Genomic DNA, 25,963 nt, shown 5'->3' on the forward strand with positions numbered 1-25,963 from the left:
AACAGCAAAACCATCCGGTACGCCCCGCTCATGACAGTTACCGTCCGTTTCGCCCCGTCTCCGACCGGCCGCATCCATATCGGCAATGCGCGCACTGCTTTGTTCAATTGGCTGTTTGCCATCAAGAACAAGGGCCGCTTCATCCAGCGCTTCGACGATACCGACGTTGCCCGTTCGACGCAGGAATTTTCCGACGCTATCCTATATGACCTGCATTGGCTGGGCATCTTCCCCGATGCCACGGAGTATCAGTCGCGGCGGGTCGAAATCTACGATGCCGCACTGGAGAGGCTGAAGGAGGCCCGCCTCGTCTATGCGTGCTATGAGACGCCTGAAGAGCTCGACCTGAGGCGCAAGGTGCGCCGCACGCGTGGCCTGCCGCCAGTCTATGGCCGCGAGGCGCTGACGCTGGAACCCGAGCAGGTGGCGGAATATGAGGCCGATGGCCGGCGGCCGCACTGGCGCTTTCTGCTGCCCAACTTCAGCAGCGATCCGCTGCAGCCGGAGCGCACCGAAATCCACTGGAACGACCTGGTGCGCGGCGAAGAGACCGTCGACCTCGCCTCGCTTTCAGACCCGGTTCTGCGGCGTGAGGACGGCACCTACCTCTATACATTGCCTTCGGTTGTCGACGACATCGACATGGGCGTCAGCCATGTCATTCGCGGCGACGACCACGTCACCAATACCGGCGTCCAGATAGCCCTGTTCCGAGCACTTGGCGCGGAGCCGCCGGTGTTCGGCCACCACAATCTCCTGACAACGGCATCAGGCGAGGGACTTTCGAAGCGCACCGGCGCGCTGTCCATCCAGAGCCTGCGTGAGAGCGGCATCGAGCCGATGGCGATCGCTTCGCTGGCGGTGCTCGTCGGCACCTCGGAAAACGTCGTGGCGGTGCCAACGATGGCCGAGCTAGCCGAGCGCTTCGATCCGGCTGCAACATCGAAATCCGCCGCCAAATTCGACCCGGACGAGCTCTTCGTGCTCAACCGCACGCTGCTGCATCACATGCCGTTTTCCGAGGCGCGCGACCGGCTGATCGTGCTCGGCATCTCCGGCGAACAGGCCGAGCCTTTCTGGCTGGCCGTGCGCGGCAATCTCGACAGGCTGGCCGATGCGGCGATCTGGTGGCGTACGCTTCGAGACGGTCCAGAGGAGCCGGCGGAGTTTTCCGACGATGACCGCGACTTTCTTCGCCAGGCGTTCGAACTGCTGCCGGAGGAGCCTTGGAACGGCACCGTCTGGAAAGACTGGACCGGCAAGATCCGAGAGGCGAGCGGCCGTAAGGGCAAGGCGCTGTTCATGCCGCTCAGGCTGGCGCTTACGGGACAGCCTTCGGGTCCGGAGCTTGCAGATCTGTTGCCGCTGCTGGGTCGGGAAGGAACGTTGGCCCGACGACCCTGACCTTGCGCTGTTCTGGCGGGGGCAGGGACGTCGGCGAAGGCACGGGCTTGACGGCAAGGCGTCTGATCGCCTCACGGTCGAGACCGTCTTGCGCATTGGCCAAGGACTCCGGGTCGGCGCCCGGATCAGGCCTAGCAACCGGCAGCGGAATGAACGGGGTACTCTCTACATTCGCCTCAGATTGTGCCCGGGTTGGCGGGTTGCCGGCGATGATCTCGAAATTCTGCGCGGCATTGCAGCCGCAGGTCGGCCGCCGCGGCATGTCGGACTGCTTGTAGAGGTAGGCCGTCGGCAGTTCGATATAAGGCCTGCCGGTCACCGAAGACGTCATGGACGCCGAATCGCCATTCATGCCGCGCGTGTAGAAAACCTGCATTTCTGTGCCGGGGCAGCTCGATTCGCAATTCTTCTGGTCGCGCTCGAAATCGCCCAGTGAGGCGGCATTCGACATCGGAAAGAAATAACCGTCGCAGGTCCGCACGCACATGGTGCGGAATTCGCCTTGGGGCTGGCCCATGTCGGCGTTGTTGAGCATGGTGCGGATGTTGCCCGGCTGGCTTAGCTCTTCGGCCTGGCTGGGCCCTTCAGGCTGGTCGGGCGCACCGGGTTCAGTTGCGTCACTGCCCAAAAGCTGGTCGAGCAGGTTTCGCTTGCCGTTTTCACGGCTGGCTTCGCGGACCGGCGCGGGCGTCCGCGCTGCCGCATCATCGCGGCAGCCATTGGCGTCAAGCAACGTCAATATGCGCGCGCGATCGCGTCGCGAACCACCGCCGGCAAGGTCGGCGCGCTTGGCCTGCAGGGCGTCGAGATTGGCTGCCATGCGATCGATGGTGGCGTCGAGTGCCGCGCATGCGTTGGCGTTGCGGCGAGACAGCGAAAAGCCGCAGCCGGCGCTGCTGGCCTGGCTGACGGCCTTTGAAATCTGCTGGCGCTGCCGGACGATTGCGTCGTCATATTTCCTGAGCAAGGCCGGTTTGCCGCCGCCACCGCGAGAAGCGGCGGCAAGATCGGCTTCAAGCTGGCGGCAGAGGCGCGGAGCGGCCTGCGCCTGAGTGACGGCAATGTCGCACAGTAGCAGGGCACCGAGCAGCGCGGCGGCACGCGTCAGCTTCCAACATGCGCCCGTCATCCCTCCGAAACTCCGCCTGCCTGTCGTTCAGAAAGCTACCGCGCTTGCGGTTAACCGTTTGTTTAGCATACCGCCGATTCCGGCTTCATCCCAAATCGGATGGCTTGCGCCGGTGCGCGGCTTCGATCACGACGAGTGCTGTCATGTCGACCACGCCACACGACGTATTCGGACAGAGCCAGAACCACGACATCCTGGCGCTGCACGAAAAAGGCGTATTCGCCCAGAAGAATGCCTGGATTCAGTAACGCCCGGAGGCTTGGCATGACCGCGATTACCCGTCGAGCCGCGCTGCAGTTTGGTCTTTTGTGCCTGGCGATGCCGGATGCCATGGCGCAGGAAAAGCCCATCACGCCGGATTGGGGCACCAAATTGGTCGAAGCCGCCCGTGAGCAGATAGGCGTCACCACGCTTTACGATCCGACCTATACACGCCTGGCTTATCCGGGCGGGGACGTTGAGCCCGAGCGGGGTGTGTGCACGGATGTCGTGATCCGCGCCTATCGCCGCGCCTTCGATCTCGATCTGCAAGAGCTGGTGCATGAGAATATGCGGGCCAATTTTGCCGCTTATCCGAACGCTTGGGGCTTGAAAGCGCCCGACCGCAACATCGACCACCGCCGTGTGCCCAACCTTGCGGTCTATTTCGAGCGGCGCGGTGCTGCCTTGCCCGTCAGCCAAAACCCGGCCGACTATCGGCCAGGGGATCTCATCGCCCAGATGCTGCCCGGCAATCTGTCGCATATTGCCATCGTGTCGTCCAATCGCTCCACATTGGTACCGACAAGAAGACTGGTCATTCACAATATCGGCGGCGGCGCCAGGGAAGAGGACACTTTGTTTGCCTTCAGGCAGACAGGGCATTTCCGGTTCAGGCCAATCTGAGAAAGCCCGCGGCTACGCCAGATCGACGATGGCTTGCGCCTTGTGCGCGGCTTCCACCACGGCCAGTGCCGTCATGTTGACGACGCCGCGCGAGGTGACCGACGGCGTCAATATGTGCGCCGGGCTATCGGTGCCGAGCAGGATCGGGCCGACATGCAGCGCGTCCATCATCGTGCGCAGCGCCGTCAGCGTGATGTTCGCCGAATCGAGATTGGGGAACACCAGCAGATTGGCTTCGCCTTTCAGCCGCGAATGCGGATAGACGCGTTGGCGGAGCTGCTCCGACAGTGCCGAGTCGGCATGCATCTCGCCGTCGCATTGCAGGTCGGGCGCGATGCGCGCCAGGATTGCCGCTGCCTGCCGCATCTTCATGGCGCTTGGCGAATCGCGGGAGCCGAAATCAGAATGCGACAGTAGCGCTGCCTTGGGCTCGATGCCGAAACGCTGAATCTCCTCGGCCGCCAGAACGGTCATTTCCGCAATCTCCTCGGCGGTCGGGTCGACCGAGACATGGGTATCGGTGAGGAAAATGATGCCGCGCTGCGAGATCAGCATGGAGAGCGTCGACAGGTCGCGATCCCTAATGCCGGCGCGTGGCCCGATGATCAGCGTGACGTTGCGCAGATGGCGCTCGAATCGGCCTTCGAGGCCGCAGACCATGGCGTCGGCGTCGCCGCGCTTCAGGGCAAGGGCGGCGATCACGGTATTGTCGGTGCGCACCATGGTGCGTGCCGCTTCCGTCGTCACGCCGCGGCGGCCGGCAAGCTCGATCAAAAGGTCGACATAGTGGCGGTAACGAGGATCGTCTTCCGGGTTGATCAGGCCGAAATCGACGCCCGGCTTGATGCGCAGCCCATAGCGTTTCAACCGCACCTCGATGACGTGCGGGCGGCCGATCAGGATCGGTTCGGCAATGCCTTCCTCGAGCACGACCTGGGCGGCGCGAAGCACGCGCTCGTCCTCGCCGTCGGCATAAATGACGCGCTTGGCGCTCGACGTCTTGGCCATCGAGAACACTGGCTTCATGACCAGGCCGGAGCGGAAGACGAAGCGGTTCAGCTTGTCGATATAGGCGGCGAAATCGGTGATCGGCCGGGTCGCGACGCCGGTCTCGCACGCTGCCTTGGCGACGGCAGGGGCAATGCGCAGGATCAGCCGCGGATCGAAAGGCGAGGGGATCAGGAACTCCGGACCAAAGATCGGCGTCTCGCCGGAATAGGCACGCGCGGCAACGTCGGACGGCTCTTCGCGGGCAAGCGCTGCAATCGCTCGCACGGCAGCCATTTTCATCTCTTCGTTGATGGCGCTTGCGCCGCAATCCAGCGCGCCACGGAAGATGTAGGGAAAACAGAGTACGTTGTTGACTTGGTTGGGGAAATCGGAGCGGCCCGTGCAGATCATCGCGTCGGGCCGCGCTGCCCGCGCCGCTTCCGGCATGATCTCGGGATTGGGGTTGGCCAGCGCCAGGATGAGCGGCTTGGGCGCCATGTGGTGGAGCAGTTCCGGTTTCAGCACGCCGGCGGCAGACAGGCCGAGAAACACGTCGGCGCCGGGCAGAACGTCAGCCAGCGCGCGCGCCTCGGTATCCTTCACATAGGGGTCTTTCCAGCGGTCCATCTCCTCGACGCGGCCCTTATGGGCGACGCCGAACCGGTCGGTGACCCAGATGTTTTCGACCCGCGCGCCGAGCGAGACCAGAAGGTTGAGGCACGCAAGCGCCGCAGCGCCGGCGCCTGACGTGACGATCTTGATATCGGAGATGGACTTGCCGGCGAATTCCAGCCCATTGAGCACAGCGGCGGCGACGATGATGGCGGTACCGTGCTGGTCGTCATGGAAGACCGGTATGCCCATGCGGGCTTTCAACTGCTCCTCGACTTCGAAGCATTCGGGCGCCTTGATGTCTTCCAGGTTGATGCCGCCGAAGGTTGGTTCCAGCGCCGAGATCGTCTCGACCATGCGCTCGATGCCCGGTGCGTCGATCTCGATGTCGAAGACATCGATGCCGGCGAACTTCTTGAACAGCACCGCCTTGCCTTCCATCACCGGCTTGGAGGCGAGCGGACCGATATTGCCAAGACCCAGCACCGCCGAACCGTTCGTGACGACGCCGACCAGATTGGCGCGGGCTGTATAGTCGGCCGCGGTTGCCGGATCGTCGCGGATTTCAAGACAGGGGGCGGCGACCCCCGGCGAATAGGCAAGCGCCAGGTCGCGCTGATTGCCGAGCGGCTTCGTCGCCTGGATTTCAAGCTTTCCGGGACGGGGGTGCTTATGGAAATAGAGCGCTGCTTCGTCGAGGTCGGATCGCGCCGCCTTCTTGCTTTCGCCTGTCATGACGGCCGCCTCCTCAGTTCAGTCCGTTTGGTGTTTTGAGTCTCTTAGCATGCAGCCGAGGCTTTTCGAGAGGTGATATGTCGCAAGCGCGACGCTCTGCCTCGCATTAGCCTAACTTTGCGATCTGCTGTGGAAGATGTTTGCGACGAAGTAGTGCTGCGGCGAGCTATGTCGGCGCCGGTTCGAATGATCATTATGTGTGGAGGGCGGTCGCTTAGTTCTCGACGATAAAGGTGCCGTCCGTGTCTTGGTAGACGAACAACTCGACGGCGTCGTGCTTTTGACGGTCGGTCGAGATCGCGACGAAGTCATCCCCTTCCAAGTGAAAGGTAATCTCTTGATCGGTAGATGTGACGCGTTCGATGTGCGAACCGCTTGCTGCGTCACTCATGCGCAGCGACACCTCTGAATAGGCGGTAAGGCCGGTGCCGTCGGAGAAAAGAACAGTAATCCCGTACCCTTCTTCACTTCTTCCAACGGACCGTATCGACTTGCCGATCATTCTTTCTGCGAAGGTTTTCACAGTACTCCTCCCGATCCGTCGTTAGGAGAAACAGGATCAGTCGGTGGCAGGCGAACCTTGGCTTTAGCAATCATCCATTCGACTACTTCAACGGAAACCTCGGGCTGACCTAAGGTAATCGTCATCTTTCCATCAATGTCCGAGAAAAAAATCTCGCCCACTATGTGATTGTCCTGGTCGACGAGCTCCAGGTACATGCCATCCCGTTGAACATCACTGCCAATCGTTGCTTCATAATTCCGCCCGGCCAGTTCAACCATGCCGCCAGTATCTGCGAAAGACGCAAGGCCCGCAATGGATGGAAAGCGGACGCTACAGTCCCGTCGAAAGGCGGCTCTGCAGCGCTTGCACCTCTTCTCGCGAAAGGGGCGCGCTCTCGTCTGACAGGAAGAACAGAACCTCCAAGACGCCCTCGTCCGCAAAGTTGAAGTCGTCGCTCATGATCAGCGCATCGGCAACATAGGCGGCGGCTTGGACCGGGAGCGTGCCGTCCGCCAGCCCGTTAACCAGCACGTCCACATGCCGACGGTCAATGATCGTATTTGGCCCCTCAGTGATGATGACATGCCCCACGGAGCCAGGCTTGGATGCGGCGGTCACGCATTCGGTCACTTCGGCTTCAATCTCCTGCCAAAGCTCGTCCGGTAGTTTGTCGCCGTTGAGGAAGGATACGAGGGACGAGTGTTGCATTGGCGGAGCTTATGCTGATGGCTACAACGTCCGCAATGGGTCGTTTCCCGCCGTTCCCAGCGGATACCAAGCGTCAGATACCCACTAAAACGCGCTGACATACAGGCCGCCGTCCACCGGTATGTTCTGTCCGGTCAGATAGCCGGCATGGACCGAGCACAGGAAGGCGCAGATCTGGCCGAATTCCTCCGGCGTGCCGAGTCGCTTGGCCGGAACATTGGCCGCTGCTTGCGCCTTGCGCGCGGCGGCGGCGGCCGGATCTTCGGGCGTGCCGGCCTCGTGCGGGCCGCGCAGCCGGTCGGTATCGAGTTTTCCTGGCAGTATGTTGTTGATGGTCACGTTGCGGTCGGCCACCGTGCGCGCGACGCCGGCGAGGAACGAAGTGAGGCCGGCGCGGGCGCCGGATGAAAGATCGAGGCCGGGGATAGGCACATAGACCGACAGCGAGGTGATGTTGACGATGCGGCCGAAGCCGCGCGCCGCCATGCCGTCGATCACGGCCTGAACCAGTTCGACAGGGGTCACCATGTTCTGGGTGACGCCCGCGAGGATCTTTTCGCGGTCGAGCGCGCGGAAATCGCGAAACGGCGGACCGCCATTGTTGTTGATGAGGATGTCGGGATCGGGGCAGGCGGCAAGCAGCGCCTTCTGGACATCGGGCTTGGATATGTCGCCGACGATCTCGGTCACCTTGACGCCGAATTTCTCGCGCAGTTCAGCGGCGGTTTTGGCCAGCACGTCGGCGTTGCGGCCATTGACGACCAGATCGCAGCCTGCCTCCGCCAGTGCCATGGCGCAGCCGCGTCCCAGCCCCTTGCTCGAGGCGCAGACTATGGCCTTCTTGCCGCGAATGCCGAGGTCCATGGTGATTTTCTCCTCTGATTTCGGCGGCAACCTACCCGTATGGCTGGACCAACCGCAACCGTCATACGGTTGTTGCATGAATCGGGGCATAGGCTCAGGCGAAAGCAACGGTGACAAATGATGTCCGGCGCAGAGCCCCGCACTTTCCGCAGCATGTTCATCTCCGACGTCCACCTCGGATCGAAGGCGGCGAAGGCCGAGTTCCTGATCGATTTCCTGCGCCATCACGATGCCGATATCATCTATCTCGTCGGCGACATCGTCGACGGCTGGCGCCTGAGACGAAGCTGGCACTGGCCGCAAAGCCACAATGACGTCGTCCAGAAATTGCTGCGCAAGGCGCGCAAGGGCGCCAGCATCACCTACATCGCCGGCAATCACGACGAGTTCGCGCGCCAGTTCCAGGGCGTTCATTTCGGCGGCATTGTCGTCGCCGACCGCGCCATCCATGAGACCGCCGATGGCAAACGCCTTCTCGTCATCCATGGCGACCAGTTCGACACCGTCGTCCATAATGCGCGCTGGCTGGCCTATCTCGGCGACTACGCCTATGACGCGGCGATGCTGGTCAACCGCGTCATCACGCGCCTGCGCCAGGTGCTCGGCCTGCCTTACTGGTCGTTCTCGTCCTGGGCCAAGGTCAAGGTCAAGAAGGCGGTGAATTTCATCGGCTCGTTCCAGACCGTGCTGACCGAGGAGGCGCGCCGCTCGCATGTCGACGGCGTGATTTGCGGACACATCCATCATGCCGCGATCGAAAACTACGAGGACGTGCAATACATCAACACCGGCGACTGGGTGGAGAGCTGCACGGCTGTGGTCGAGCATTTCGACGGCCGGATGGAGATCCTGCACTGGGCGCATGTCCTGCCTGAGACGCCGGTCGGCAGCGAAGTGCTCGTGCCGATCGACATCAAGGGCAGGGCAGTCCAGGCGGCTTGACCAAATCCGGCCGCATCTCGCTTCAATCGGTTAGTCCAGCGGTTTCATCGACTTTTTCGCCGTGTTAAGCAGCGGCAGGTGTGGCGGGCCGACCCGGCTGAATGCCGTGCCGACGGATCGCCTGTCAATGTCCTCGCTGCCGCCGCTTTCGCCCGAACAGCTCGTCAAGCCACGCCATTTCGAACTGCGCATGAGCTTGATCTTCTTTACGCTCTTCGTTCCGCTCGGGACGCATGTGCCGTATTTCCCGCTGTGGCTGCAGGCGAAGGGGTTCCATGCCGAACAGATAGCCGTGATCCTCGCCGCGCCGATGTTCCTGCGCGTGGCGACGACGCCTTTTCTTACTGCGCTGGCAGACAAAGCGAGCGACCGCGCCAATGTCTATGTTGCGCTGGTCGCCGCATCGCTGATCCTGTCCGTCGGCTACCTCCTGCCGCCGACCTACGCAACGGTACTTGCCGTGTCGTTGGCCCTGACGGTCGTCTGGACGCCGCATTCGCCGATTGCCGATTCGCTCGCCCTTTCAGGTGTTCGCCGCTTCGGCTCGAATTACGCAAGCATGCGCAAATGGGGCTCGATCTCCTATCTCTGCGCCAATCTCGCCGGCGGTTTCATCCTGTCGGCGAGCGGTGCCCAGGCTGTCCCGGTGATCATCTTCGCGGCGCTGTGTGCCGCGCTAGCCGCCGGACTGATTGCGCCGCGCCTCGGCCGTCCACGCCGCGCCTCGCCGCTTTCGGCCGCCGATATCCAGCAATCGGCACCGAAACTCCTCAACCGGTACTTCCTCTATTTTTCGACAGGCGTCGGCGTCATCACCGCCAGCCACGCATTTCTCTACGGTTTCGTGTCGATCTACTGGAAGTCGATCGGCATCAGCGATTCGGTTGTCGGGCTTCTGTGGGGGTGGGGCGTCGTCGCCGAGATATGCATGTTCGTCGTTTTCACCCGCGCTTTCGCCTCCTTCTCGGTCGTCTCGATCATGCTGATTGCCGGGATTGGCGCAATCGTGCGCTGGTTCGCCTTTCCGCTGATCTGGCCGCTTGGGCTTGGCGTTGGCGGGTTTTTCGCGATCCAGACGCTGCACGCGGTTTCGGTGGCGCTGGTGCTGATCGGCCTGCAAAAGATGATCGGTGAGACGGTCGCGGAAGAACGCACCGGGGCGGCGCAAGGCATCGCCTACTTCTCCAATGGCTTCTTCATGGCGGCGGCGACGCTGATTTCCGGTCCTCTTTACGACCGCTTCGGCGCGAATGGCTTCTTTGCGATGATCCCGATCGCCCTGACGGGCCTGGCTCTGATCGGGCTTGCCGCGCGTTCAGCCCCACAGCGCCCGCTCGGGCGGTGACACCAGCGAACCTTGGTAGACGAGACCGGGAACGCGGTCGCGGGCCAGCAGCAGCGGACCGTCGAGATCGACGAAATCGGCATCCTGCGCCAACAGCACGGCCGGCGCCATCGCAAGCGATGTGCCGACCATACAGCCGACCATGACACCAAGAGCCAGTTCGCGGGCGCGGTCGCGAAGCACGAGTGCAGCGGTCAGGCCACCCGATTTGTCGAGCTTGATGTTGACGGCGTCGTAAAGGCCGACAAGCGCTTCAAGGTCCTTCGCCTCGTGCACGCTTTCGTCGGCACAGATCGGTACCGGATGCGCGATGTGGCGAAGAATACGGTCATGTCCCGCCGGCAGCGGCTGTTCGATCAAGGCGATACCGTGCTCGGCGGCAAAGGCGAGGTTTGCGACGATATTGTCGTCATTCCAGCCCTCATTGGCGTCGAGAATGATTCGGCTGTCGGGTGCTGCCGCCGTCACTGCACGGATGCGCGCGATGTCGTTGTCGCCGCCGATCTTGACCTTGAGTAGCGGGCGCTGGGCGTTAGCGCGGGCCTGCGCCGCCATCGCCTCCGGCTCGGCGAGCGACAATGTATACGCCGTCTCAAGCGGTCGTAACGGAACGGTTCGTATCGTATGCGCCACGGGTGTTCCGCTGATCTTCGCTTCCAGGTCCCAGAGCGCGCAGTCGATGGCACTGCGTGCCGCGCCGGCAGGCATGGCATCGAGCAGGGCGATGCGGCTGATGCCGCGAGCGATCTCGCTGCGCATCGCCTCGATCGCGTCGCGCACACCCTCCATGGTTTCGCCATAGCGCTTGTAAGGGACGCATTCGCCGCGGCCTGTACGGCCGTTTTCGGTGATGGCGCAGGAAATCACCTCCGCTTCGGTCTTCGAGCCGCGCGAAATGGTAAAGGTCCCGGCTATCGGAAAGCGCTCGGCCTCGACCGAAATGACACGCGCCATATTTTTCTGCTCCAGCTGTGCGACAAGGAGGATATCGGCAAATCGACAGGTCGGCCCCGTCAGGCTAAACAGGATGCCATGTTGACCATCCGCAAACGCGACGCAAGCGGCCCTGCCAAGGAGCCCGACCACCAGCCGCGCATCGCGATCGGCGAGGAGGGCGACGTTCTCGGCTGCGCTTTCTCGGGAACCTGGACGACACGTACCGTTGCCCTGGTCGATGCCGAGATGCGTAAGATCGAGAAGCGCGGCGGCTTCAAGACGCTGGCGCTCGACCTTTCACAAATCGAGAAGATGGACACAGCCGGGGCGTGGCTGATCGACCGCCTGGTCAGCAGCTTCGAAAAGAAGGGCGTCGAGATCACGATGCAGGGGCAAAGCGAGATTGCCTCGATCCTGCTCGGCGCCGTCGGTGATGCGGTCCGACGCGAGGCCGAATCAGGTCCGGCAAAGCCGCCCAACTTCATCATTCGCGGGCTCGAGGCGGTTGGCCGGCGCGTTTATGAGATGCGCGACGATTTCCTGGCCGCAATGAATATCCTCGGCGCTACGATACGCGGCTCTCAGATGAAGCTTGGCCGTGGCCATGGCGTCAACATGGCGGCGATCTTCAACCAAATCGATCGCATGGGTGTCGGCGCCATACCGGTAGTCGTGCTGATGTCGGCCATCGTCGGTGCGATCGTCGCCCAGCAAGGCGCTTATCAGCTCAGCTATTTCGGCGCCGACATCTTCGTCGTCGACCTGGTCGGGGTGCTGATCCTGCGCGAGCTCGGCGTGCTGATGACGGCGATCATGATCGCCGGCCGCTCCGGCAGTGCGATCACCGCCGAGATCGGCTCGATGAAGATGCGCGAGGAGGTCGATGCGCTGAAGGTGATCGGTCTTAATCCAATCGGCGTGCTGGTGTTTCCGCGGCTGGTCGCGCTGGTCGTCGCGCTGCCTTGCCTGACGATCATCGCCAACTTTGCCGCACTGGGCGGCGGCATTTTGGCTGCATGGCTCTACTCCGATATTGCACCGGCAGCGTTCATCGACCGGCTGCGTGTCGCAATCGACCTCAGCACCATCTTTGCCGGCCTGATCAAGGCGCCGTTCATGGCCATGATCATCGGCATAATCGCCTCGGTCGAGGGCATGAAGGTTGGCGGCAGCGCCGAATCGCTTGGCCAGCATGTGACCGCCTCAGTGGTGAAGTCGATCTTCGTGGTCATTATCCTCGACGGGCTTTTCGCCATGTTCTATGCAGCGATCGAGTTCTGAGATGGCGCTGCCGGGCACAAACACGACCAAGGTGGCGGCGAAAGCCAAAGAAGACGAAATCGTGCTGTCGGCGCACGACGTCACGGTGTCGTTCGCCGATCAGGTCGTTCTCGACAAATTGTCGCTCGATATCTGGCGCGGGGAGATTCTCGGCTTCGTTGGTGCCTCCGGTGCCGGCAAATCTGTTCTCTTGCGCACCATCCTTGGCTTGACGCGCAAGCAATCGGGAACAATCAAACTGTTCGGCGTCGACGTCGAGAAGGCAACCGAAAGGGAGCGCCTTCGCATCGACATGCGGCTTGGCGTGCTGTTCCAGCATGGCGCCCTTTTTTCGGCGCTGACGGTCCTCGAAAACGTCCAGGTGCCGATGCGTGAATATCTCGATTTGCCGAAGAAGCTGATGGACGAACTTGCCATGCTCAAGGTCGAGCTGGTCGGACTGCCGCCGGAGGCGGCGCAGAAATTCCCCTCCGAGCTCTCCGGCGGCATGATCAAGCGTGCCGCCCTGGCGCGCGCCCTGGCACTCGACCCGGATATCGTTTTCCTCGACGAACCGACGTCCGGGCTCGATCCGATCAGCGCGGCTGAGTTCGACGAATTGGTCGTCAAGCTGCGCGATACGATGGATTTGACCGTGTATATGGTCACGCACGATCTCGACACGCTGTTTACGGCGTGCGACCGCGTGGCGGTGCTCGGCAACAAGAAAGTGCTGGTCGAGGGCACGATCGACGACATGCTCAGGAGCGAGGAACCCTGGGTAAAATCCTATTTCCGCGGAAAACGCGCCCGGCAACTTGATCTTGCGGCGCGCGCATAGCCATAAGTGAGCAATGGAAACCAGAGCCAACTACGTCATTGTCGGCATTTTCACGCTGGCCGCGATCCTGGCGGCCTTCGCTTTCGTCTATTGGACGGCCGCGATCGGCGACAGGGGTGAGACGGCGATGCTGCGCGTGCGCATCCCGGGCTCGGCTTCCGGCCTTGGCCGCGGCAGCTTCGTGCTGTTCAACGGCGTCAGGGTCGGTGAGGTCAAGCGTGTCTATATCGACCTCAACAATCCGACCGCCGCCATCGCCGACACCGAGATCGGCCGGAATACGCCGATCACCAAGTCGACGCAGGCCGATATCGGGATCGTCAGCCTCGCCGGCCAGGCCAGTATCGAATTGAAGGGCGCCGACCCCAAGGAAGTGAACCTTCTCGACCAGGCGGAAGCGGAGGGCAAGGTCGCCGAGATCGTCGCCAATCCGTCGGCGGTCACCAACCTTTTGCAAACGGCGCAGAACATCTTCACCCGCGCCGACAAGGTCCTTTCGGAGCTCGAAGGCTTCACCAAGGATGTTCGCGGGCCGCTGACGCAGACCGTCAACAATGTCCAGACCTTCTCCGATGCACTGGCCAGGAATGCGGACGGCGTCGACAAGTTCCTGGCCAGCGTCAGCTCGCTGGCGGACGAACTGAAGGGTGTTTCGGGCAAGCTCGACGGCACCCTGAAGGCGGCGGAAGGGCTACTCAACGCCGTCGACAAGGACCAGATCAAGAGCATCGTCGCCAATGTCGACACGGTCACTTCCAACCTCAAGGAAACCAGCAAGCAGTTCGACACGGTCATCAAGAACGTGGACACCGCGGTAGGCTCGATCAACGAGTTCGCCCAGAAGACGCAAGGCACGCTGGCCAAGGTCGACGGCGTTCTCGACGGCATCGATCCGGCTGAGGTTCGCACCGCGCTGGCCAATATCCAGAAGGCCAGCGAAAACGCCAATGAAGCTGCCGCCGACATCGCCAAGGTGACCAACAAGTTCGCCAACCGGGCCGACGACATCGACGAAACCATCAAAGACGCGCACCAGCTCGCAGGACGCCTCAACGATGCCTCGGTGCGAGTCGACGGTATCCTTGCCAAGGTCGACAAACTGCTCGGCTCCGGTCAGGCCGACGGCGTCATGGCCGATGCCAGGGCGACGCTCAAATCGTTCAAGCAGGTCGCCGACACGCTGAACGCCCGCCTCGGCACCATCACCGACAATCTGGCGCGGTTCTCGGGACAGGGGCTGCAAAACGTCGAATCGCTGGTCCAGGACAGCCGTCGTTCGATCAACCGCATCGAAGAGGCGGTGACCGACCTCAGCCGCAATCCACAGCGGATCCTGTCCGGCGGCGAGGGTGAGGTCCGGCAGTTCGACGGCAGGGTGCGCCGTTGACTTCGGCCTGCGCCCACCGCAAGAACATAGCTGGCAGATGCGCATTGTTTCCACGATCCGGGGGGGGATCGCGTTTGAAGTCGATCAGTTCAGGCAGCGTCAGATCGAGTGGGTTCAAGGCCGGAGCGGCACTGCTGGCACTTTCGCTCGCCGGCTGCGCGGCGCTGGGCGGCAAGCCGGCGCCGCTGGATACGTTCGAGCTTTCGGCGCCGTCGCTGGAAGCGCGTGCCCACAGCCGTCGCCAGATCCTCATCGCCCAGCCATCGGCGCTCAAGGCGCTGGACAGCCAGAACATCGTCATTAAGCCATCGCCGCGATCGATCCAGTATCTCAAGGGCGCGCAATGGGCCGACCGGCTGCCGATGATCGTACAGGCGCGGCTGGCAGAGACGTTCCAGCGCTCGGGCAGCTTCACCGGCGTCGGCAAGCCAGGCGAGGGGCTGGCGATCGACTATCAGGTGATCGTCGAGATCCGCTCGTTCGAGGTGCGTGTCGATGGCGGCGAACATGCCGAGGTCGAGCTGTTCGTGCGCCTGTTGAATGACCGCAACGGTGAAGTGCGCGCTTCGAAGACGTTTAGCGCCATCGCGCCCGTTTCGGGCAATGGCAACCAGGCCTATGTCGGCGCGCTCGATGCCGCGTTCGGCGATGCGGCCGGGCAAATCGTCCGCTGGACCGACACCGTGATCTAAACCGGGCTAGCTGCTATGAAGCGGCCAAAGACCGAAGCAACTTACGGAGCATATTCGACGAGCGTGTGATCTTCGCCCGCAAGCTCGTCATCGATGATTGAGCCTATGATTTCCCAATCACCTCCAGCCAGCCCCGCACCAATTTTCGGGTAGCCGATTCTTTTGCCCGTGAATCTGCCTTTGACCGCCTGCATGACTTTTCGGATTGCCTGGTAGTCAGCCTTCACGCCTTTGCCTTGCCAATGGAACTGAGTGTAGCCGTTGACGACGTGGAAAATGCGGCTGTCTCGCTTGATTTCGGCAACGGATAGGCTTCCCAGTTTGGCCGGGTCGCCCTTCAATGTCGCGCAATCCGCAGCATATGCTTCCGGAAAGCGCTGCTTTATGGAAAGGGCGATTCCTCCCATTTGGCACTGACAGTTGCATCCATGCACAATGACATCGAATGTTCCGTCGAGCGCAAGCTGAAGCAGATCACCGCGAACTGTCTGCATTGCCACGACATCCCGCCCTCAACTCCTGCGCGCAAACATCCGACCAAATCAGATGATTTGCGCAGTGGGACTATCTTTTCAGCATCGAGTCTCACTGAAAGGGCAGAACGCCCTTTCAGTTTTCCTGTCGCCCGCTTAGTGCAGGCGGCCGCTGGCGTGGGCCAGCATGGTATAGACCTTGCCGGTGTCAGACGTCAGGTAGGTCTGCGCCATGATGTTGTCGCGGTCGTTGCGCGACACGTCCTTGAGCAGCTTTTCGAAATCGTCGCAGTAACGATCGACAGCAGCGCGGAACTCCGCCTCTGACTGATATTTGCGGCGGATCTCGTCGAACGTCTGCTGGCCCTTCAGCGTGTAAAGTCGGCGCGTGAAGACGTCGCGCTCGCCGCGCCGGTAGCGGTTCCACAGCTCGATCGAGGCATCGTGATCGATGGCGCGGGCGATATCGACCGAGAGCGAGTTCAGCGATTCCACGACATGAAGCGGCGACCGCGCAGCGGGAGCCGGGCGCGGCGCTTCGGCAGGCGCTGCCGGCTTGGCGTCGTCTTCGCGTGATGCACCGGTCAGGAGGTCACGCACCCAACCGCCCTGCGGCGTGCGGCCGTTGGGGTCGCGCTGGCGCGGCGCTTGGTCTGCGGGACGTTCGAGGTCGAGCGTGCCGCGCAGCGCCGTCTCGCCCGAAGGCGCCTGCGGTGCACGGCGCTGTTCGGGAGCCGGAGCCGGGCGACGTGGCGGTTCGGCGGGGCGTGCGGCAGGCGCTTGCGGCGCCGGACGCAGGTTGCGCTGTTCCGAACTGTCGGCGCTGCGGCCAGATTTCGCAACGATTTCAGAAAGTTCCTTCAGCGCGTTGATCTGCTCTGAAACGGCACGGCGGATAGCCGTGGTTGATTCCTTTGCCTCTTCCGGCATCTCGATGACGCCTTTCTTAAGCTCGGCCCGGGTGAGGTCGAGCTCGCTCTTGATCGAGCCGGCGGTACGCCGCATCTCCTCGGTCGCATCGGCAAAGCGCTTGGTTGCCGAATCGACCACTTCGGAAATCGCGGTACGGATCTTGTCGGCGGATTCCAGCGTCTTGCCTTCGGCGTTCTGCAGCGTCTGGCCGACCAGATTCTCGAACGAGCGCATGACCCTTTCGAGATCTTCCGATTTCTTGACAAGACCGACGGCAAGGTCCTCCAGCGACGATTGCCTTTCGAGCGTGTGCTCAAGATTGCTCTGGGCCGAGCTCAACAGGTCCGAGGCACTGGAAAGCAACCGGCTGTGCTCGTCGAACTTGGTGGCGATTGAAGCAACCTCGCGCAAGGTCGACGACGACAGCTCGGTGAGCCGCGTCGTGTTCGAATCGACCAGACGCGCCGAACTGGCGAAGGTCTGCGCGGTCTTTTCCGTGGTCGCCGCGAAGCTTTGCGTGCTCCCGGTCAGGCGTTCGTCGACCTGGCCGAGATTGGTCGCCGCCTGCTCGATCAACTGACCGAGCTGCGAGCTGGAGGTGGTCATGCGGCCGATGAGGTCGGCAACGCTGTCGGCAAGCGTCGAGCGCGCGCCTTCGACGGCCGACAGGGTTTCGGCCGTACGGCTGGCGAGGGCGTCGACGAGGGCGGCGTTTTGAGTGCGCAGCTTCTCGGTCGCACGTTCGGTGACCTCTTCCATGCTCTTTTGCAGCTCGGAGCCGCCCTGGGCGAAGCGCTCGACCAGAGGCCGTGCCGTCTCGTCCAGGATTTTCGATATTTCGGCCGAACGTGCCGCAAGCATCGTATTGAGCTCGCGAGTATTGGCACCGATGGTCTTTGCAGCGTCATTGGTGCTCTGGCCGATATGCTGGCCGACCGCAGTGAAGGTTTCGGCGATCGAGTTGGCGCGCGAGACCAGTTGCGCCTCGGCACCCGAGACTTGTTCGTTGAGCTTTTGGCCCATTGTCTCGGCGGAGTAGGCGAGGCGGTTCTCGACGGTGGCGACCTGCTCCTCGACGCGGGCCGCAGTGGCGGCAGCACTCGATGCCAGGCGTTCGTCGGCACCGGCAAGCAGCTGCTCGATTTCACGGGCATGGACGGCGAGTTCCTGGCCAGTCTGCCTGGCGCGTTCGGCAACCCGCTGCTCGGTGCTGGTGAAGGCACCGACAATGGTGTCGGCATGTTCGCCGATTGCGGTGCTGCTGTCAGCGATACGGGCCACCAGGCGATGATCGGCCTCCTCGAAGATGCGGCCGATCTCGGACGCACGGGCCGAAAGTGCTTCAGAGCCTTCGGCAATGCGCGAAATAAGTTGCTGGTCGGCGGCATCGAAAATGCGACCGAGATCCGACGCACGTGCCGCGAGAGCTTCGGCGGATTCGCCGATGCGCACGCCCAGCCGCTCGTCGGCTGTTTCGAAATTGCGCAGGATGTCGCCGGCACGCGCAGCCAGCGACTGGGCCGTTTCGATGGCGCGAGAGACCAGCCTGTGGTCCGCCGCGTCGAAGGTACCGGCAATCTCACTTGCCCGGGCTGCCAGCTGATCGGCCGTTTCCTGGGCACGCGCGAACAAGGTGTTCGACGTGTCGTCGGCGCGGGCAATCAGTGCGCTCGACGTATCCTCGGCGCGGGCGGCGAGGCGACGATCCGCCTCCTCGAAGGTGCGGGCGATGTCCTCCGCCCTGGCGAGCAGGGCGGCCGAGGTCTGCTCGGCGCGCTCGGCGATCTTGCGGTCGGCATCGCTGAATGCCGCGCCCGCCTGCTCATGCAGCGCGCTGGTAACTTCCATGACCTTCTCGCGCAGCGCGCCGGCGACGAAGACCGCGCTTCTTTCGAGCACACTGCGCACGTTGTCGACACCCGTCGACAGCGCCCGCTCCATGGTGCTGGCGCGCTCCTCGATGATGCCTGTCTGCCGGCTGAACGCTTGCTCGATCTTTTCTACGTCCGCAGCGATCGCATCGGAGATGTCGGTGCTCCTGGCGGCGATCTGGTCGATATGGCCGGACAGCGAACGGTCGACATCCTTGCGCGTTTCGGCGAGCCTGGAGAGATCGTCCTGCAATGCGCGGGTCAGCATGTCGCGGCCCTCGCTCAGCTTGCCGACATGACCGGCGACGATCTCGTCGACTTCGCTGCGGCTCATTGCAAGCCTCTCCAGATCGGCTTCCAACGCGCGCCTGAGGATGTCGCGGCCTTCCGCCAGTTTCTCAACCTGGCCGGCAACCAGCCCATCGATGCTCGAGCGGCTTTCGGCCAGCTTGGCGAGATCGTCCTCGAGCGCCTTCGACAGGGTCGAGCGGTCCTGGACGAGCTTCTCTGCGTGGGTTGCGACAAGGCTGTTGACGTTGCCGAGATCGGCTTCCAGCGCACGCGAAAACTGCGCGCGATTATCGGTCAATAGCTGCGACTGATCGGCGATGGCGCCCCTGATCGTGCTGAGATCGGCCTCCAAGGCGCGCTTGAGGATGTCGCGGCCTTCGGCCAGCTTCTCGACCTGGCCGGAAACCAGTCCGTCGATGCTCGAGCGGCTTTCGGCCAGCTTGGCAAGATCGTCTTCCAAGGCGCGCTTGAGGATGTCGCGACCCTCGGCCAGCTTCTCGACCTGGCCGGCGACCAGCCCGTCGATGCTCGAACGGCTCTCTGCCAGCCTGGCAAGATCGTCCTCGAGCGCTTTCGACAGGGCCGAACGGTCTTCGGCAAGCTTGTTCATATGTTCGGAGACGACGCCCCGCACGGTCTCGAGATCGGTCTCCAGTGCCCGCGACAGCTGACCACGGTCTTCCGCCAGCTTTTCGGACTGGCTGGCGATGACGCCCTTGACGGTGCTCAGATCGGCTTCGAGCGCGCGCTTGAGGATATCGCGGCCCTCAGCCAGCTTTTCGACCTGGCCGGCAACCATCACATCGATGCTCGAGCGGCTTTCGGCCAACTTGCCGAGATCGTCTTCGAGCGCCTTCGACAGGGTCGAGCGGTCTTCGGCGAGCTTGTTCATGTGATCGGAGACAACGCCCCGCACGGCCTGCAGGTCGCTCTCCAGTGCCCGCGACAGCTGGCCACGGTCTTCCGCCAGCTTTTCAGACTGGCCGGCGATGACGCCCTTGATCGCGTTCAGGTCCGATTCAAGCGCGCGCTTGAGGATGTCGCGGCCTTCGGCCAGCTTCTCGACCTGGCCGGCAACCAGCCCATCGATGCTCGACCGGCTTTCGGCCAGCTTGGCAAGATCGTCTTCAAGCGTCTTCGAAAGCAGGCTGCGGTCATCGGCGAGCCTGCCAGAATGATCGGCGATCAGGCTCCTGATGTCGGACAGGTCGTTATCGAGTGACTGGGAAAGGCCGCTGCGGTCTTGCGCCAATTTCGCCGAATGCGCCTCGATGAGGCCATTGATGCCGGCGATGTCGGCTTCCAGCGCACTGGCGAGTGTGGCGCGACCCTCGGCGATCTTTTCGACCTGACCGGCGACGAGGCCGTCGATGCTGGCGCGACTCTCTGCCAGCTTGCCGAGGTCGGCCTCGAGCGCGCGCGAAAGGATGCTGCGGCCTTCGGCGAGCTTGCCGACGTGCCCGGCAACCATTTCATCAATTATCGTGCGGGCTTGCACGAGTTTTCCAGAGTCTTCGTTCAAGGCCTGGGCAAGCCTGTTGCGACCCTCTTCAAGGCTTTCGAGATGGCTGCCCAGCGAAGCGTCGATCGCTGCGCGCGATTCGTTGACCTTGCGCAGATCCTCTTCAAGGGCGCGCGAGATCAGGCCGCGGCCTTCGGCTAGCTTCTGCACCTGGTTAGCCACCGCTGCGTCGATTTCGGCGCGACCTTCGGCGAACTTCGCCAGATCGGCCTGCATTGCCGCCGCCATCCGGTCGCGGCTTTCGGAAAGCTTGCGGCTGTGGTTCTCGACGGCTTCCTCGATGCCGGCGCGAGCATCGGCAAGCCGCTGGATGTCCGTATCGAACGAACGCGATACGACATGGCGCGCCGCTTCCATGCGCCCGGCGAAATCGCCGGCGCGGGCTTCAAGCATGGTCGAGGTCGATGAAATGATGTCGGCCATGTCGGCGCCGATCTGGGTCTTGCCCTGATCGATCATCGCCGACAGCGTCTCCTTGCTATCCTGGAAGGTGTGGGCGATTTCGCGCGCGCGCTCGACCAGCGTCTCGTTGATCTGGCGTGCGCGAGCCTCCAGCGCGGCGTTGAGCTTCTGCGTGCCGGTGTCGAGCGCCTCGGCGCGGGTCTGGAACTCGCTGATCAGCGCCTGGCCACGTTCAGCAAGCGTCCGCTCGATGCCGTTGAGGCTGGCTTCGAATTCCGAATTGAGTGTGCGGGCGGCACCGCCGAGCAGCGACACCATGCCGCTCGTGCGGTCGTCGAGCAGGTCGGTCAGTGACCGCGTCAGGCCATCGGTGGTGTCCGTCAGCTTGGCGATCCGGGTGTCGAGCAGGCTGGCGAAGGCCTCGCCCGACGTCGACAGGCGATCGGTGATCGATTCGAGCCGGCCTTCCACCGAATCGAAGATCGACATCGAGCTTCCGTTGATCCTGTCGATCAGCGTGTCGCCGGATTCGTTGATCGTCATCGACAGCTTGGTCGAGGCGTTGAGAATGCTGTCGCGAATGATATCGCTGGCGGCGTTGATCTCGTCTTTCAGTGTCTCGTGGGCGCCGGTGATCGAGGCGCGCACGCGCTCGGCATGGGTGACGACCGCTTCGCGCTCGCTGCCCAGCCCATCGACCAGCGAGCGGATGCGGGACTCGTTCTCTGAATAGGAGCGCTCGATCTGGTTCACCTCGCTGTGGACCAGCGTTTCGAGCTCGACGGCACGCGCAAGCGTGCGTTCGATGCCTTCGCCCATGGCTGCCACCTCGCGGCGAACCGCTTGGCCGATCATCATGACGCGATCCTGGGCAAGATTTTCCGGCTCGGCCAGACGGAAGGCCACCTCGGTCATCGACTGCGCGGCCAGGCGCATCTCCTGAGCGCGGCGAATCATCACTGCGAATGCCCAGAACAGGATGACGGGCACGATTGTCGCGACCGCCAGGCCGATCAGCTCCGGACGGGCGAAAAACTGATCGAAGGTGCGGATGTTCCAGATGCCAGGTCCGAACAACAGGTTCGCAAGGCCGCCAGCGCCGGCGATCCAGGCCAGCGAAACGAAAGCCACGACCCAGTAGATCGTGTTCGAGGCGCGCCGATTGAGGGTGTGCAGGAGCGTCTTATAGTCTTTTTGACGATCGTCGTTGGCCGGCGAGAAAGCTGCCGGCTGCGAGCCATTGCGCGTTGCGACAGGACGCAACTCAGCCGGCTTGGCCTTTGGCGCGGGATTTGCGATCTGGCTTTGATTGGCGGCAGGTGCCGCGTTCTGGGTCTGGTCCGAGGCAGGGGCTTCGTTCTGGCTGCGACCTTCGCGCGCCAGCTCGTCGGCGGCTTGCGATATTTGCGCTTCGAGATCTTCCATGGATGCAGCCATGTCGAAGTCGCCGCCGGCATCGCCGCTCAGATCGATATCAAGTGCCTTTTCAAGTTCCCTGGCTACGTCGCTGTCGAGCGTTCTTGTCGTCGTTGGTTTCTTCGCCATGCCTTCGCTACCCTGTACAAGCTGCCGCGGGACTTATGGTTCTGCTTATTGATTCTGCCTAGCGTGTCCCGCGCAGGAGGCTGAAAATGGACCTGTCGTATCGTAATGACACAGCCGGGTAAAGAAAACATGCATTCCGCCCGATACGTAAAACTTTAAATATAAGGTTAACACAGCCGTGATTCCGGCGCCGTTATCGCGACATTTTTCCGGGCCAATCATTAACCCGTTGTCCACCGGATACGCCTAGTTTTTGCGGCGGTCGAAGAACGGAGTCTCAAAGTGATACGTGGCGAAAACGGCATTGCCTTCTCGATGCCCGGCGGCGACGTGTCGGGGACAGCCGGGGCGCGGCCGATCGACCTGGCGCATCTTGCGCGCCAGACGATGGGCGATCGGAGCCTCGAGCAGGAGGTGCTGGCTCTGTTCGTGCAGCAGGCGCTGTCGGTGCGCGACAAGATCGTCGATGCGGATGTCAGGCAGCGGCTGCTATTGGCACACGGGCTCAAAGGCTCGGCGCGTGGGGTCGGCGCCTTCGCCATTGCCGATTGCGCCAGCGCGATCGAATGCCGGCCCGAAGACGCCAGCACGCTGAAGCGGCTTGGCTCGCTGATCGAAGAAGTGCGCGACTTCGTCGCCGCCATCAGCCGATAGCGCTTATTCCCAAAACGCCACACAGCGGCGCTTTGGCGCCGCAGTTGACTTGTCCGGCAGAGTGATTATGTCGGCTCAGACTCCCTTCAGGTGACAAATGACCAAGCTGACCTTCATCGCCCATGACGGCACGCATTTTGACGTGGATGCCGAAAACGGCTCGACCGTCATGGAAAATGCGATCCGCAATGCGGTGCCGGGAATAGAAGCGGAATGCGGCGGCGCCTGCGCCTGCGCGACCTGCCATGTTTATGTCGACGAAGCCTGGACGGCGGAGGTCGGCGAGCCGGAAGCCATGGAAGAGGACATGCTGGATTTCGCCTACGAGGTCCAGCCGAACTCGCGGCTGTCATGCCAGATCAAGGTGCGCGACGCCCTCGACGGGCTGGTCGTGCGCGTGCCGGCCCGCCAGGGCTGAAGCCGATTTTTGCGGCTGCCGCTTGGCAGCGGACCAATGGTCATGCAGTGTCGCGCCGTTTTCCCATAAAGGCGCATGCTTCATGACCGCTATCACCAAGACGGACGTACTCATTGTCGGGGCAGGGCCTGTCGGCCTGTTTGCCGTATTCGAGCTCGGCCTCTTCGACATGAAGTGCCATCTGATCGACATACTCGACCGGCCCGGCGGGCAATGCGCCGAACTCTACCCGGAAAAGCCGATCTACGACATTCCGGGCTGGCCCTCGATCTCGGCGCAAGGCCTGGTCGACAAGCTGCTTGAGCAGATCGCGCCGTTCAAGCCCGAATTCACCTATAGCCGCATGGTTTCGAGCCTGGAAAGGCTGGACGACGGCAGCTTCCGCGTCATTACCGACGAAAACGAGGTGTTCGAAGCCAAAATTGTGGTGATTGCCGCCGGCGGCGGTTCGTTCCAGCCGAAGCGGCCGCCGATTCCAGGCATCGAACCCTATGAAGGCAAGAGCGTGTTCTACTCGGTGCGCCGGATGGAGGACTTTCGCGGCCATGACCTCGTCATCGTCGGCGGCGGCGATTCGGCGCTCGATTGGACGCTGAACCTGCAGCCGGTCGCCAAGAGCGTGACGCTGGTGCACCGGCGGCCCGAATTCCGCGCAGCGCCCGACAGTGTCAACAAGATGTATGCCATGCAGGAGATGAAGCAGCTGGAATTCCAGGTTGGACAGGTGACTGGCCTGACCGGCAGCGACGGCCAGCTAGTCTCGGCCACGATCAAGGGGCCGGAGGGCGATGTCGAAGTGCCGTGCACGCGGATGCTGCCGTTCTTCGGCCTGACGATGAAGCTCGGCCCAATCGCCGAATGGGGGCTCAACCTCCACGAGAACCTGATCCCGGTCGACACCGAAAAATTCCAGACGTCGGTTCCCGGCATCTTCGCCGTCGGCGACATCAACTGGTACCCCGGCAAGCTGAAGCTGATCCTGTCGGGCTTCCATGAGGTCGCTCTAATGGCGCAGGCAGCCAAGCGCATCATCAGCCCCGGCGAGCGCATCGTATTCCAGTATACGACCTCGTCGACCAGCCTGCACAAGAAGCTCGGCGTGGTCGACTGAAGCTCGCCGGATTTCGCCGGACAGGTCTATTCGGCCAGGGTTGGGGCCACAGCCTCGGCATGACCGCGAAGCGTTTTCTCCGGCATCAGCCAGAGCGTGATGAGCGACAACAGCAAGATCGCGGCCGCGGCAAGAAAGATCATCACGAACGGCATGGCCGAGGCGATATGGCCGGCCGGCTGCGTGCCTTCGCTGGCCAGCGGCAGCCCGTAACCAAGGGCGACGGCACCGAGCATAGCGACGCCAAGCGCGCTGCCCAGCGAGCGCAGGAAGGTGAGAACGCCGGTCGCCACGCCAAGGTGCATACGATCGACGGCGTTCTGGACCGAGACGGTGGCAACCGGAAAGGTCGTGCCTGTGCCCAGGCCTACGCAGGTCGTCAACACCTCGACGAGCAACAGTGAGGCATGCCCGGCGACCAGGCTGAACACGCCGAGGCACAGGATCGAGAAAACAGTTCCGATCATGGCAATGCGTTTATAGTGAAAAAAGCGCGGGATCATTCGCGCGCTGAAGGTCGCACCGGCCACCGTGCCGAGCATCAGCCCAAGCAATGCGGTGCCCGATTGACTGACCGACAGGCCGACGACCGACTGCAGGTAGACCGGCAGATAGACCGACAAGCCGACATTGGCGGCCTGCAGCAGGAACATCGACAATGTGCCGGCGAGAACGATCGGATTGCCGAGCACTTCGAGCGAGATCAGCGGTTCGGCCGCGCGCATGAGCCGCAGCGCGAACGCGCTCCAGAACACCGCCGAGCAGGCGAGCAGTCCAAGGATTTCAGGCGACAGCCACGGATACTCGCTGCCGCCCCAGTTCAAGGCAAGCAGCAGCAGCGAGGTGGCCGCGACCAGAAGCAGCGCGCCGAGGCCGTCGATGCGGTGATGTTTTGCGGCGATCGGCAGCTTCTTGAGCGGGTTGTTGATGATCGCCATGGCCAGCAGGCCCAGCGGAATGTTGATCCAGAAGATCAGCGACCAATGCAGATGTTCGGCGAAGGTGCCGCCGAGCAGCGGCCCGGCGATGCTGGCGACGGCCCATGTGCCCGAGATCCAGGCGGCGTATCGGGCCCGCTCGCGCGGCGGCACGAGGTCGCCGATCACGGTCTGCGTCAGGGCGAACAGGCCGCCGCCACCGGCGCCCTGGATCGCCCGGCCGACAACCAGGACCAGCATGTTAGGGGCCGTGGCGCTGACCAGCGAGCCGGCGAGAAAGATCAGGATTGCAGCATAGACGGTCGGCCGGCGACCATAAATATCGGAGATCTTGCCGTAGAGCGGCGCCACGGCGGTCGCGGTCAGAAGATAGCCGGTCACGATCCATGGCAGATATTCGGCATGCCCGAGCAGACGTGCCATCGTCGGCATCGCCGGCGCGACGATGGTCTGGTCGAGCGCCGCCAGCAGCATCGACAAAAGCACGCCGCCGATGATGGCGTTTTTCTCGGTTTCGGTCAGCGGCGCGCTGGTTTCCACCATCGTTTGCTTGTCGACAGCCTGGTCCATATCCGTTCATCCATTATGCCT

General features: G+C 62.7%; 21 protein-coding genes. 11 read left to right on the forward strand and 10 right to left on the reverse strand.

Annotation, left to right across the window (positions count from 1 at the left end):
* Positions 1–30: 30 nt before the first annotated feature.
* A complete protein-coding gene (gene gltX, locus NKI18_RS25405) occupies positions 31–1,404 on the forward strand; it encodes a glutamate--tRNA ligase (RefSeq protein WP_352619844.1) in 1,374 nt (457 codons plus the stop codon).
* Here the strand turns inward: gltX and NKI18_RS25410 are convergent.
* Complete coding sequence (locus NKI18_RS25410) at positions 1,322–2,533, reverse strand: DUF2865 domain-containing protein (RefSeq protein WP_352619843.1); 1,212 nt, start codon at positions 2,531–2,533, stop codon at positions 1,322–1,324. The two genes, gltX and NKI18_RS25410, sit on opposite strands and share 83 nt — an antisense overlap.
* Before the next feature lie 264 nt (positions 2,534–2,797).
* On the opposite strand from NKI18_RS25410, the gene NKI18_RS25415 reads away from it, so the two are divergent.
* The gene (locus NKI18_RS25415) at positions 2,798–3,418 is read left to right on the forward strand and encodes a DUF1287 domain-containing protein (protein ID WP_352619842.1); all 621 of its coding nucleotides are present in this window, start codon (positions 2,798–2,800) and stop codon (positions 3,416–3,418) included.
* Between the two features lie 12 nt (positions 3,419–3,430).
* Here NKI18_RS25415 and NKI18_RS25420 read toward each other — a convergent pair whose 3' ends face one another.
* The 5 genes from NKI18_RS25420 to NKI18_RS25440 all read right to left on the reverse strand — a co-directional run bounded on the left by NKI18_RS25420 (position 3,431) and on the right by NKI18_RS25440 (position 7,832).
* Positions 3,431–5,755: an NADP-dependent malic enzyme gene (locus NKI18_RS25420; protein WP_352619841.1), complete on the reverse strand. Its 2,325-nt coding sequence runs from the start codon at positions 5,753–5,755 to the stop codon at positions 3,431–3,433.
* A 214-nt stretch (positions 5,756–5,969) separates the two neighbouring features.
* Positions 5,970–6,278, reverse strand: coding sequence for a hypothetical protein (locus NKI18_RS25425; RefSeq protein ID WP_352568772.1), 309 nt, complete (start codon positions 6,276–6,278; stop codon positions 5,970–5,972).
* Positions 6,275–6,538 (reverse strand): hypothetical protein, encoded by a 264-nt coding sequence (locus NKI18_RS25430; protein WP_352568771.1) that lies wholly within the window; start codon positions 6,536–6,538, stop codon positions 6,275–6,277. Before NKI18_RS25430 ends, NKI18_RS25425 begins: the two co-directional genes overlap by 4 nt.
* Positions 6,539–6,590: 52 nt before the next feature.
* Positions 6,591–6,968, reverse strand: coding sequence for a hypothetical protein (locus NKI18_RS25435; RefSeq protein ID WP_352646455.1), 378 nt, complete (start codon positions 6,966–6,968; stop codon positions 6,591–6,593).
* An 84-nt stretch (positions 6,969–7,052) separates the two neighbouring features.
* Positions 7,053–7,832: an SDR family oxidoreductase gene (locus NKI18_RS25440; protein WP_352619840.1), complete on the reverse strand. Its 780-nt coding sequence runs from the start codon at positions 7,830–7,832 to the stop codon at positions 7,053–7,055.
* Positions 7,833–7,952: 120 nt separating this feature from the next.
* Here NKI18_RS25440 and NKI18_RS25445 point away from each other — a divergent pair, with 120 nt between their 5' ends.
* Both NKI18_RS25445 and NKI18_RS25450 read left to right on the forward strand, forming a co-directional pair.
* Positions 7,953–8,774, forward strand: coding sequence for a UDP-2,3-diacylglucosamine diphosphatase (locus NKI18_RS25445; RefSeq protein WP_352619839.1), 822 nt, complete (start codon positions 7,953–7,955; stop codon positions 8,772–8,774).
* 127 nt (positions 8,775–8,901) lie between these two features.
* Positions 8,902–10,119, forward strand: coding sequence for an MFS transporter (locus NKI18_RS25450; protein ID WP_352619838.1), 1,218 nt, complete (start codon positions 8,902–8,904; stop codon positions 10,117–10,119).
* Here the strand turns inward: NKI18_RS25450 and dgcA are convergent.
* Positions 10,090–11,073, reverse strand: coding sequence for an N-acetyl-D-Glu racemase DgcA (gene dgcA / locus NKI18_RS25455; RefSeq protein ID WP_352619837.1), 984 nt, complete (start codon positions 11,071–11,073; stop codon positions 10,090–10,092). The genes NKI18_RS25450 and dgcA overlap by 30 nt on opposite strands.
* Before the next feature lie 78 nt (positions 11,074–11,151).
* On the opposite strand from dgcA, the gene NKI18_RS25460 reads away from it, so the two are divergent.
* The 4 genes from NKI18_RS25460 (at position 11,152) to NKI18_RS25475 (ending at position 15,235) form a co-directional block, all read left to right on the forward strand.
* On the forward strand, positions 11,152–12,336 hold the full coding sequence (locus tag NKI18_RS25460) for an ABC transporter permease (RefSeq protein WP_352619836.1): 1,185 nt from the start codon (positions 11,152–11,154) through the stop codon (positions 12,334–12,336).
* A 1-nt stretch (position 12,337) separates the two neighbouring features.
* Positions 12,338–13,156, forward strand: coding sequence for an ABC transporter ATP-binding protein (locus NKI18_RS25465; protein ID WP_352455678.1), 819 nt, complete (start codon positions 12,338–12,340; stop codon positions 13,154–13,156).
* 13 nt (positions 13,157–13,169) lie between these two features.
* Positions 13,170–14,543, forward strand: coding sequence for an MlaD family protein (locus NKI18_RS25470; RefSeq protein ID WP_352619835.1), 1,374 nt, complete (start codon positions 13,170–13,172; stop codon positions 14,541–14,543).
* A gap of 83 nt (positions 14,544–14,626) precedes the next feature.
* Positions 14,627–15,235, forward strand: coding sequence for an ABC-type transport auxiliary lipoprotein family protein (locus NKI18_RS25475; protein ID WP_031212859.1), 609 nt, complete (start codon positions 14,627–14,629; stop codon positions 15,233–15,235).
* A 41-nt stretch (positions 15,236–15,276) separates the two neighbouring features.
* On the opposite strand, the gene NKI18_RS25480 is transcribed toward NKI18_RS25475, so the two are convergent.
* Both NKI18_RS25480 and NKI18_RS25485 read right to left on the reverse strand, forming a co-directional pair.
* Positions 15,277–15,729, reverse strand: a complete 453-nt coding sequence (locus NKI18_RS25480; protein WP_352619834.1) for a macro domain-containing protein — start codon at positions 15,727–15,729, stop codon at positions 15,277–15,279.
* Between the two features lie 135 nt (positions 15,730–15,864).
* Positions 15,865–22,251, reverse strand: a complete 6,387-nt coding sequence (locus NKI18_RS25485) for an apolipoprotein A-IV repeat region-like domain-containing protein (RefSeq protein WP_352619833.1) — start codon at positions 22,249–22,251, stop codon at positions 15,865–15,867.
* Between the two features lie 285 nt (positions 22,252–22,536).
* Between NKI18_RS25485 and NKI18_RS25490 the strand changes: the two genes are divergently transcribed.
* The 3 genes from NKI18_RS25490 (at position 22,537) to NKI18_RS25500 (ending at position 24,434) form a co-directional block, all read left to right on the forward strand.
* The gene (locus tag NKI18_RS25490; RefSeq protein ID WP_292660938.1) at positions 22,537–22,905 is read left to right on the forward strand and encodes an Hpt domain-containing protein; all 369 of its coding nucleotides are present in this window, start codon (positions 22,537–22,539) and stop codon (positions 22,903–22,905) included.
* Between the two features lie 97 nt (positions 22,906–23,002).
* Positions 23,003–23,323, forward strand: coding sequence for a 2Fe-2S iron-sulfur cluster-binding protein (locus NKI18_RS25495; protein ID WP_023674833.1), 321 nt, complete (start codon positions 23,003–23,005; stop codon positions 23,321–23,323).
* A gap of 82 nt (positions 23,324–23,405) precedes the next feature.
* Positions 23,406–24,434 (forward strand): NAD(P)/FAD-dependent oxidoreductase, encoded by a 1,029-nt coding sequence (locus NKI18_RS25500; RefSeq protein WP_352455681.1) that lies wholly within the window; start codon positions 23,406–23,408, stop codon positions 24,432–24,434.
* Between the two features lie 26 nt (positions 24,435–24,460).
* On the opposite strand, the gene NKI18_RS25505 is transcribed toward NKI18_RS25500, so the two are convergent.
* Positions 24,461–25,942 (reverse strand): MDR family MFS transporter, encoded by a 1,482-nt coding sequence (locus tag NKI18_RS25505; protein ID WP_352619832.1) that lies wholly within the window; start codon positions 25,940–25,942, stop codon positions 24,461–24,463.
* Positions 25,943–25,963: the final 21 nt, after the last annotated feature.

Source organism: Mesorhizobium sp. M0800 (genome assembly GCF_040320095.1).
Lineage (GTDB): Bacteria > Pseudomonadota > Alphaproteobacteria > Rhizobiales > Rhizobiaceae > Mesorhizobium.

What these genes read in the sequence shown, in the direction of transcription:
- NKI18_RS25480 (WP_352619834.1), bottom strand. Translation starts at nt 15,729, where the DNA reads ATGCAGACAGTTCGCGGTGATCTGCTTCAGCTTGCGCTCGACGGAACA.
- dgcA (WP_352619837.1), bottom strand. Translation starts at nt 11,073, where the DNA reads ATGGCGCGTGTCATTTCGGTCGAGGCCGAGCGCTTTCCGATAGCCGGG.
- NKI18_RS25430 (WP_352568771.1), bottom strand. Translation starts at nt 6,538, where the DNA reads ATGGTTGAACTGGCCGGGCGGAATTATGAAGCAACGATTGGCAGTGAT.
- NKI18_RS25465 (WP_352455678.1), top strand. Translation starts at nt 12,338, where the DNA reads ATGGCGCTGCCGGGCACAAACACGACCAAGGTGGCGGCGAAAGCCAAA.
- NKI18_RS25495 (WP_023674833.1), top strand. Translation starts at nt 23,003, where the DNA reads ATGACCAAGCTGACCTTCATCGCCCATGACGGCACGCATTTTGACGTG.
- NKI18_RS25440 (WP_352619840.1), bottom strand. Translation starts at nt 7,832, where the DNA reads ATGGACCTCGGCATTCGCGGCAAGAAGGCCATAGTCTGCGCCTCGAGC.
- NKI18_RS25435 (WP_352646455.1), bottom strand. Translation starts at nt 6,968, where the DNA reads ATGCAACACTCGTCCCTCGTATCCTTCCTCAACGGCGACAAACTACCG.
- gltX (WP_352619844.1), top strand. Translation starts at nt 31, where the DNA reads ATGACAGTTACCGTCCGTTTCGCCCCGTCTCCGACCGGCCGCATCCAT.
- NKI18_RS25415 (WP_352619842.1), top strand. Translation starts at nt 2,798, where the DNA reads ATGACCGCGATTACCCGTCGAGCCGCGCTGCAGTTTGGTCTTTTGTGC.
- NKI18_RS25460 (WP_352619836.1), top strand. Translation starts at nt 11,152, where the DNA reads ATGTTGACCATCCGCAAACGCGACGCAAGCGGCCCTGCCAAGGAGCCC.
- NKI18_RS25505 (WP_352619832.1), bottom strand. Translation starts at nt 25,942, where the DNA reads ATGGACCAGGCTGTCGACAAGCAAACGATGGTGGAAACCAGCGCGCCG.
- NKI18_RS25470 (WP_352619835.1), top strand. Translation starts at nt 13,170, where the DNA reads ATGGAAACCAGAGCCAACTACGTCATTGTCGGCATTTTCACGCTGGCC.
- NKI18_RS25410 (WP_352619843.1), bottom strand. Translation starts at nt 2,533, where the DNA reads ATGACGGGCGCATGTTGGAAGCTGACGCGTGCCGCCGCGCTGCTCGGT.
- NKI18_RS25500 (WP_352455681.1), top strand. Translation starts at nt 23,406, where the DNA reads ATGACCGCTATCACCAAGACGGACGTACTCATTGTCGGGGCAGGGCCT.
- NKI18_RS25445 (WP_352619839.1), top strand. Translation starts at nt 7,953, where the DNA reads ATGTCCGGCGCAGAGCCCCGCACTTTCCGCAGCATGTTCATCTCCGAC.
- NKI18_RS25485 (WP_352619833.1), bottom strand. Translation starts at nt 22,251, where the DNA reads ATGGCGAAGAAACCAACGACGACAAGAACGCTCGACAGCGACGTAGCC.
- NKI18_RS25420 (WP_352619841.1), bottom strand. Translation starts at nt 5,755, where the DNA reads ATGACAGGCGAAAGCAAGAAGGCGGCGCGATCCGACCTCGACGAAGCA.
- NKI18_RS25450 (WP_352619838.1), top strand. Translation starts at nt 8,902, where the DNA reads ATGTCCTCGCTGCCGCCGCTTTCGCCCGAACAGCTCGTCAAGCCACGC.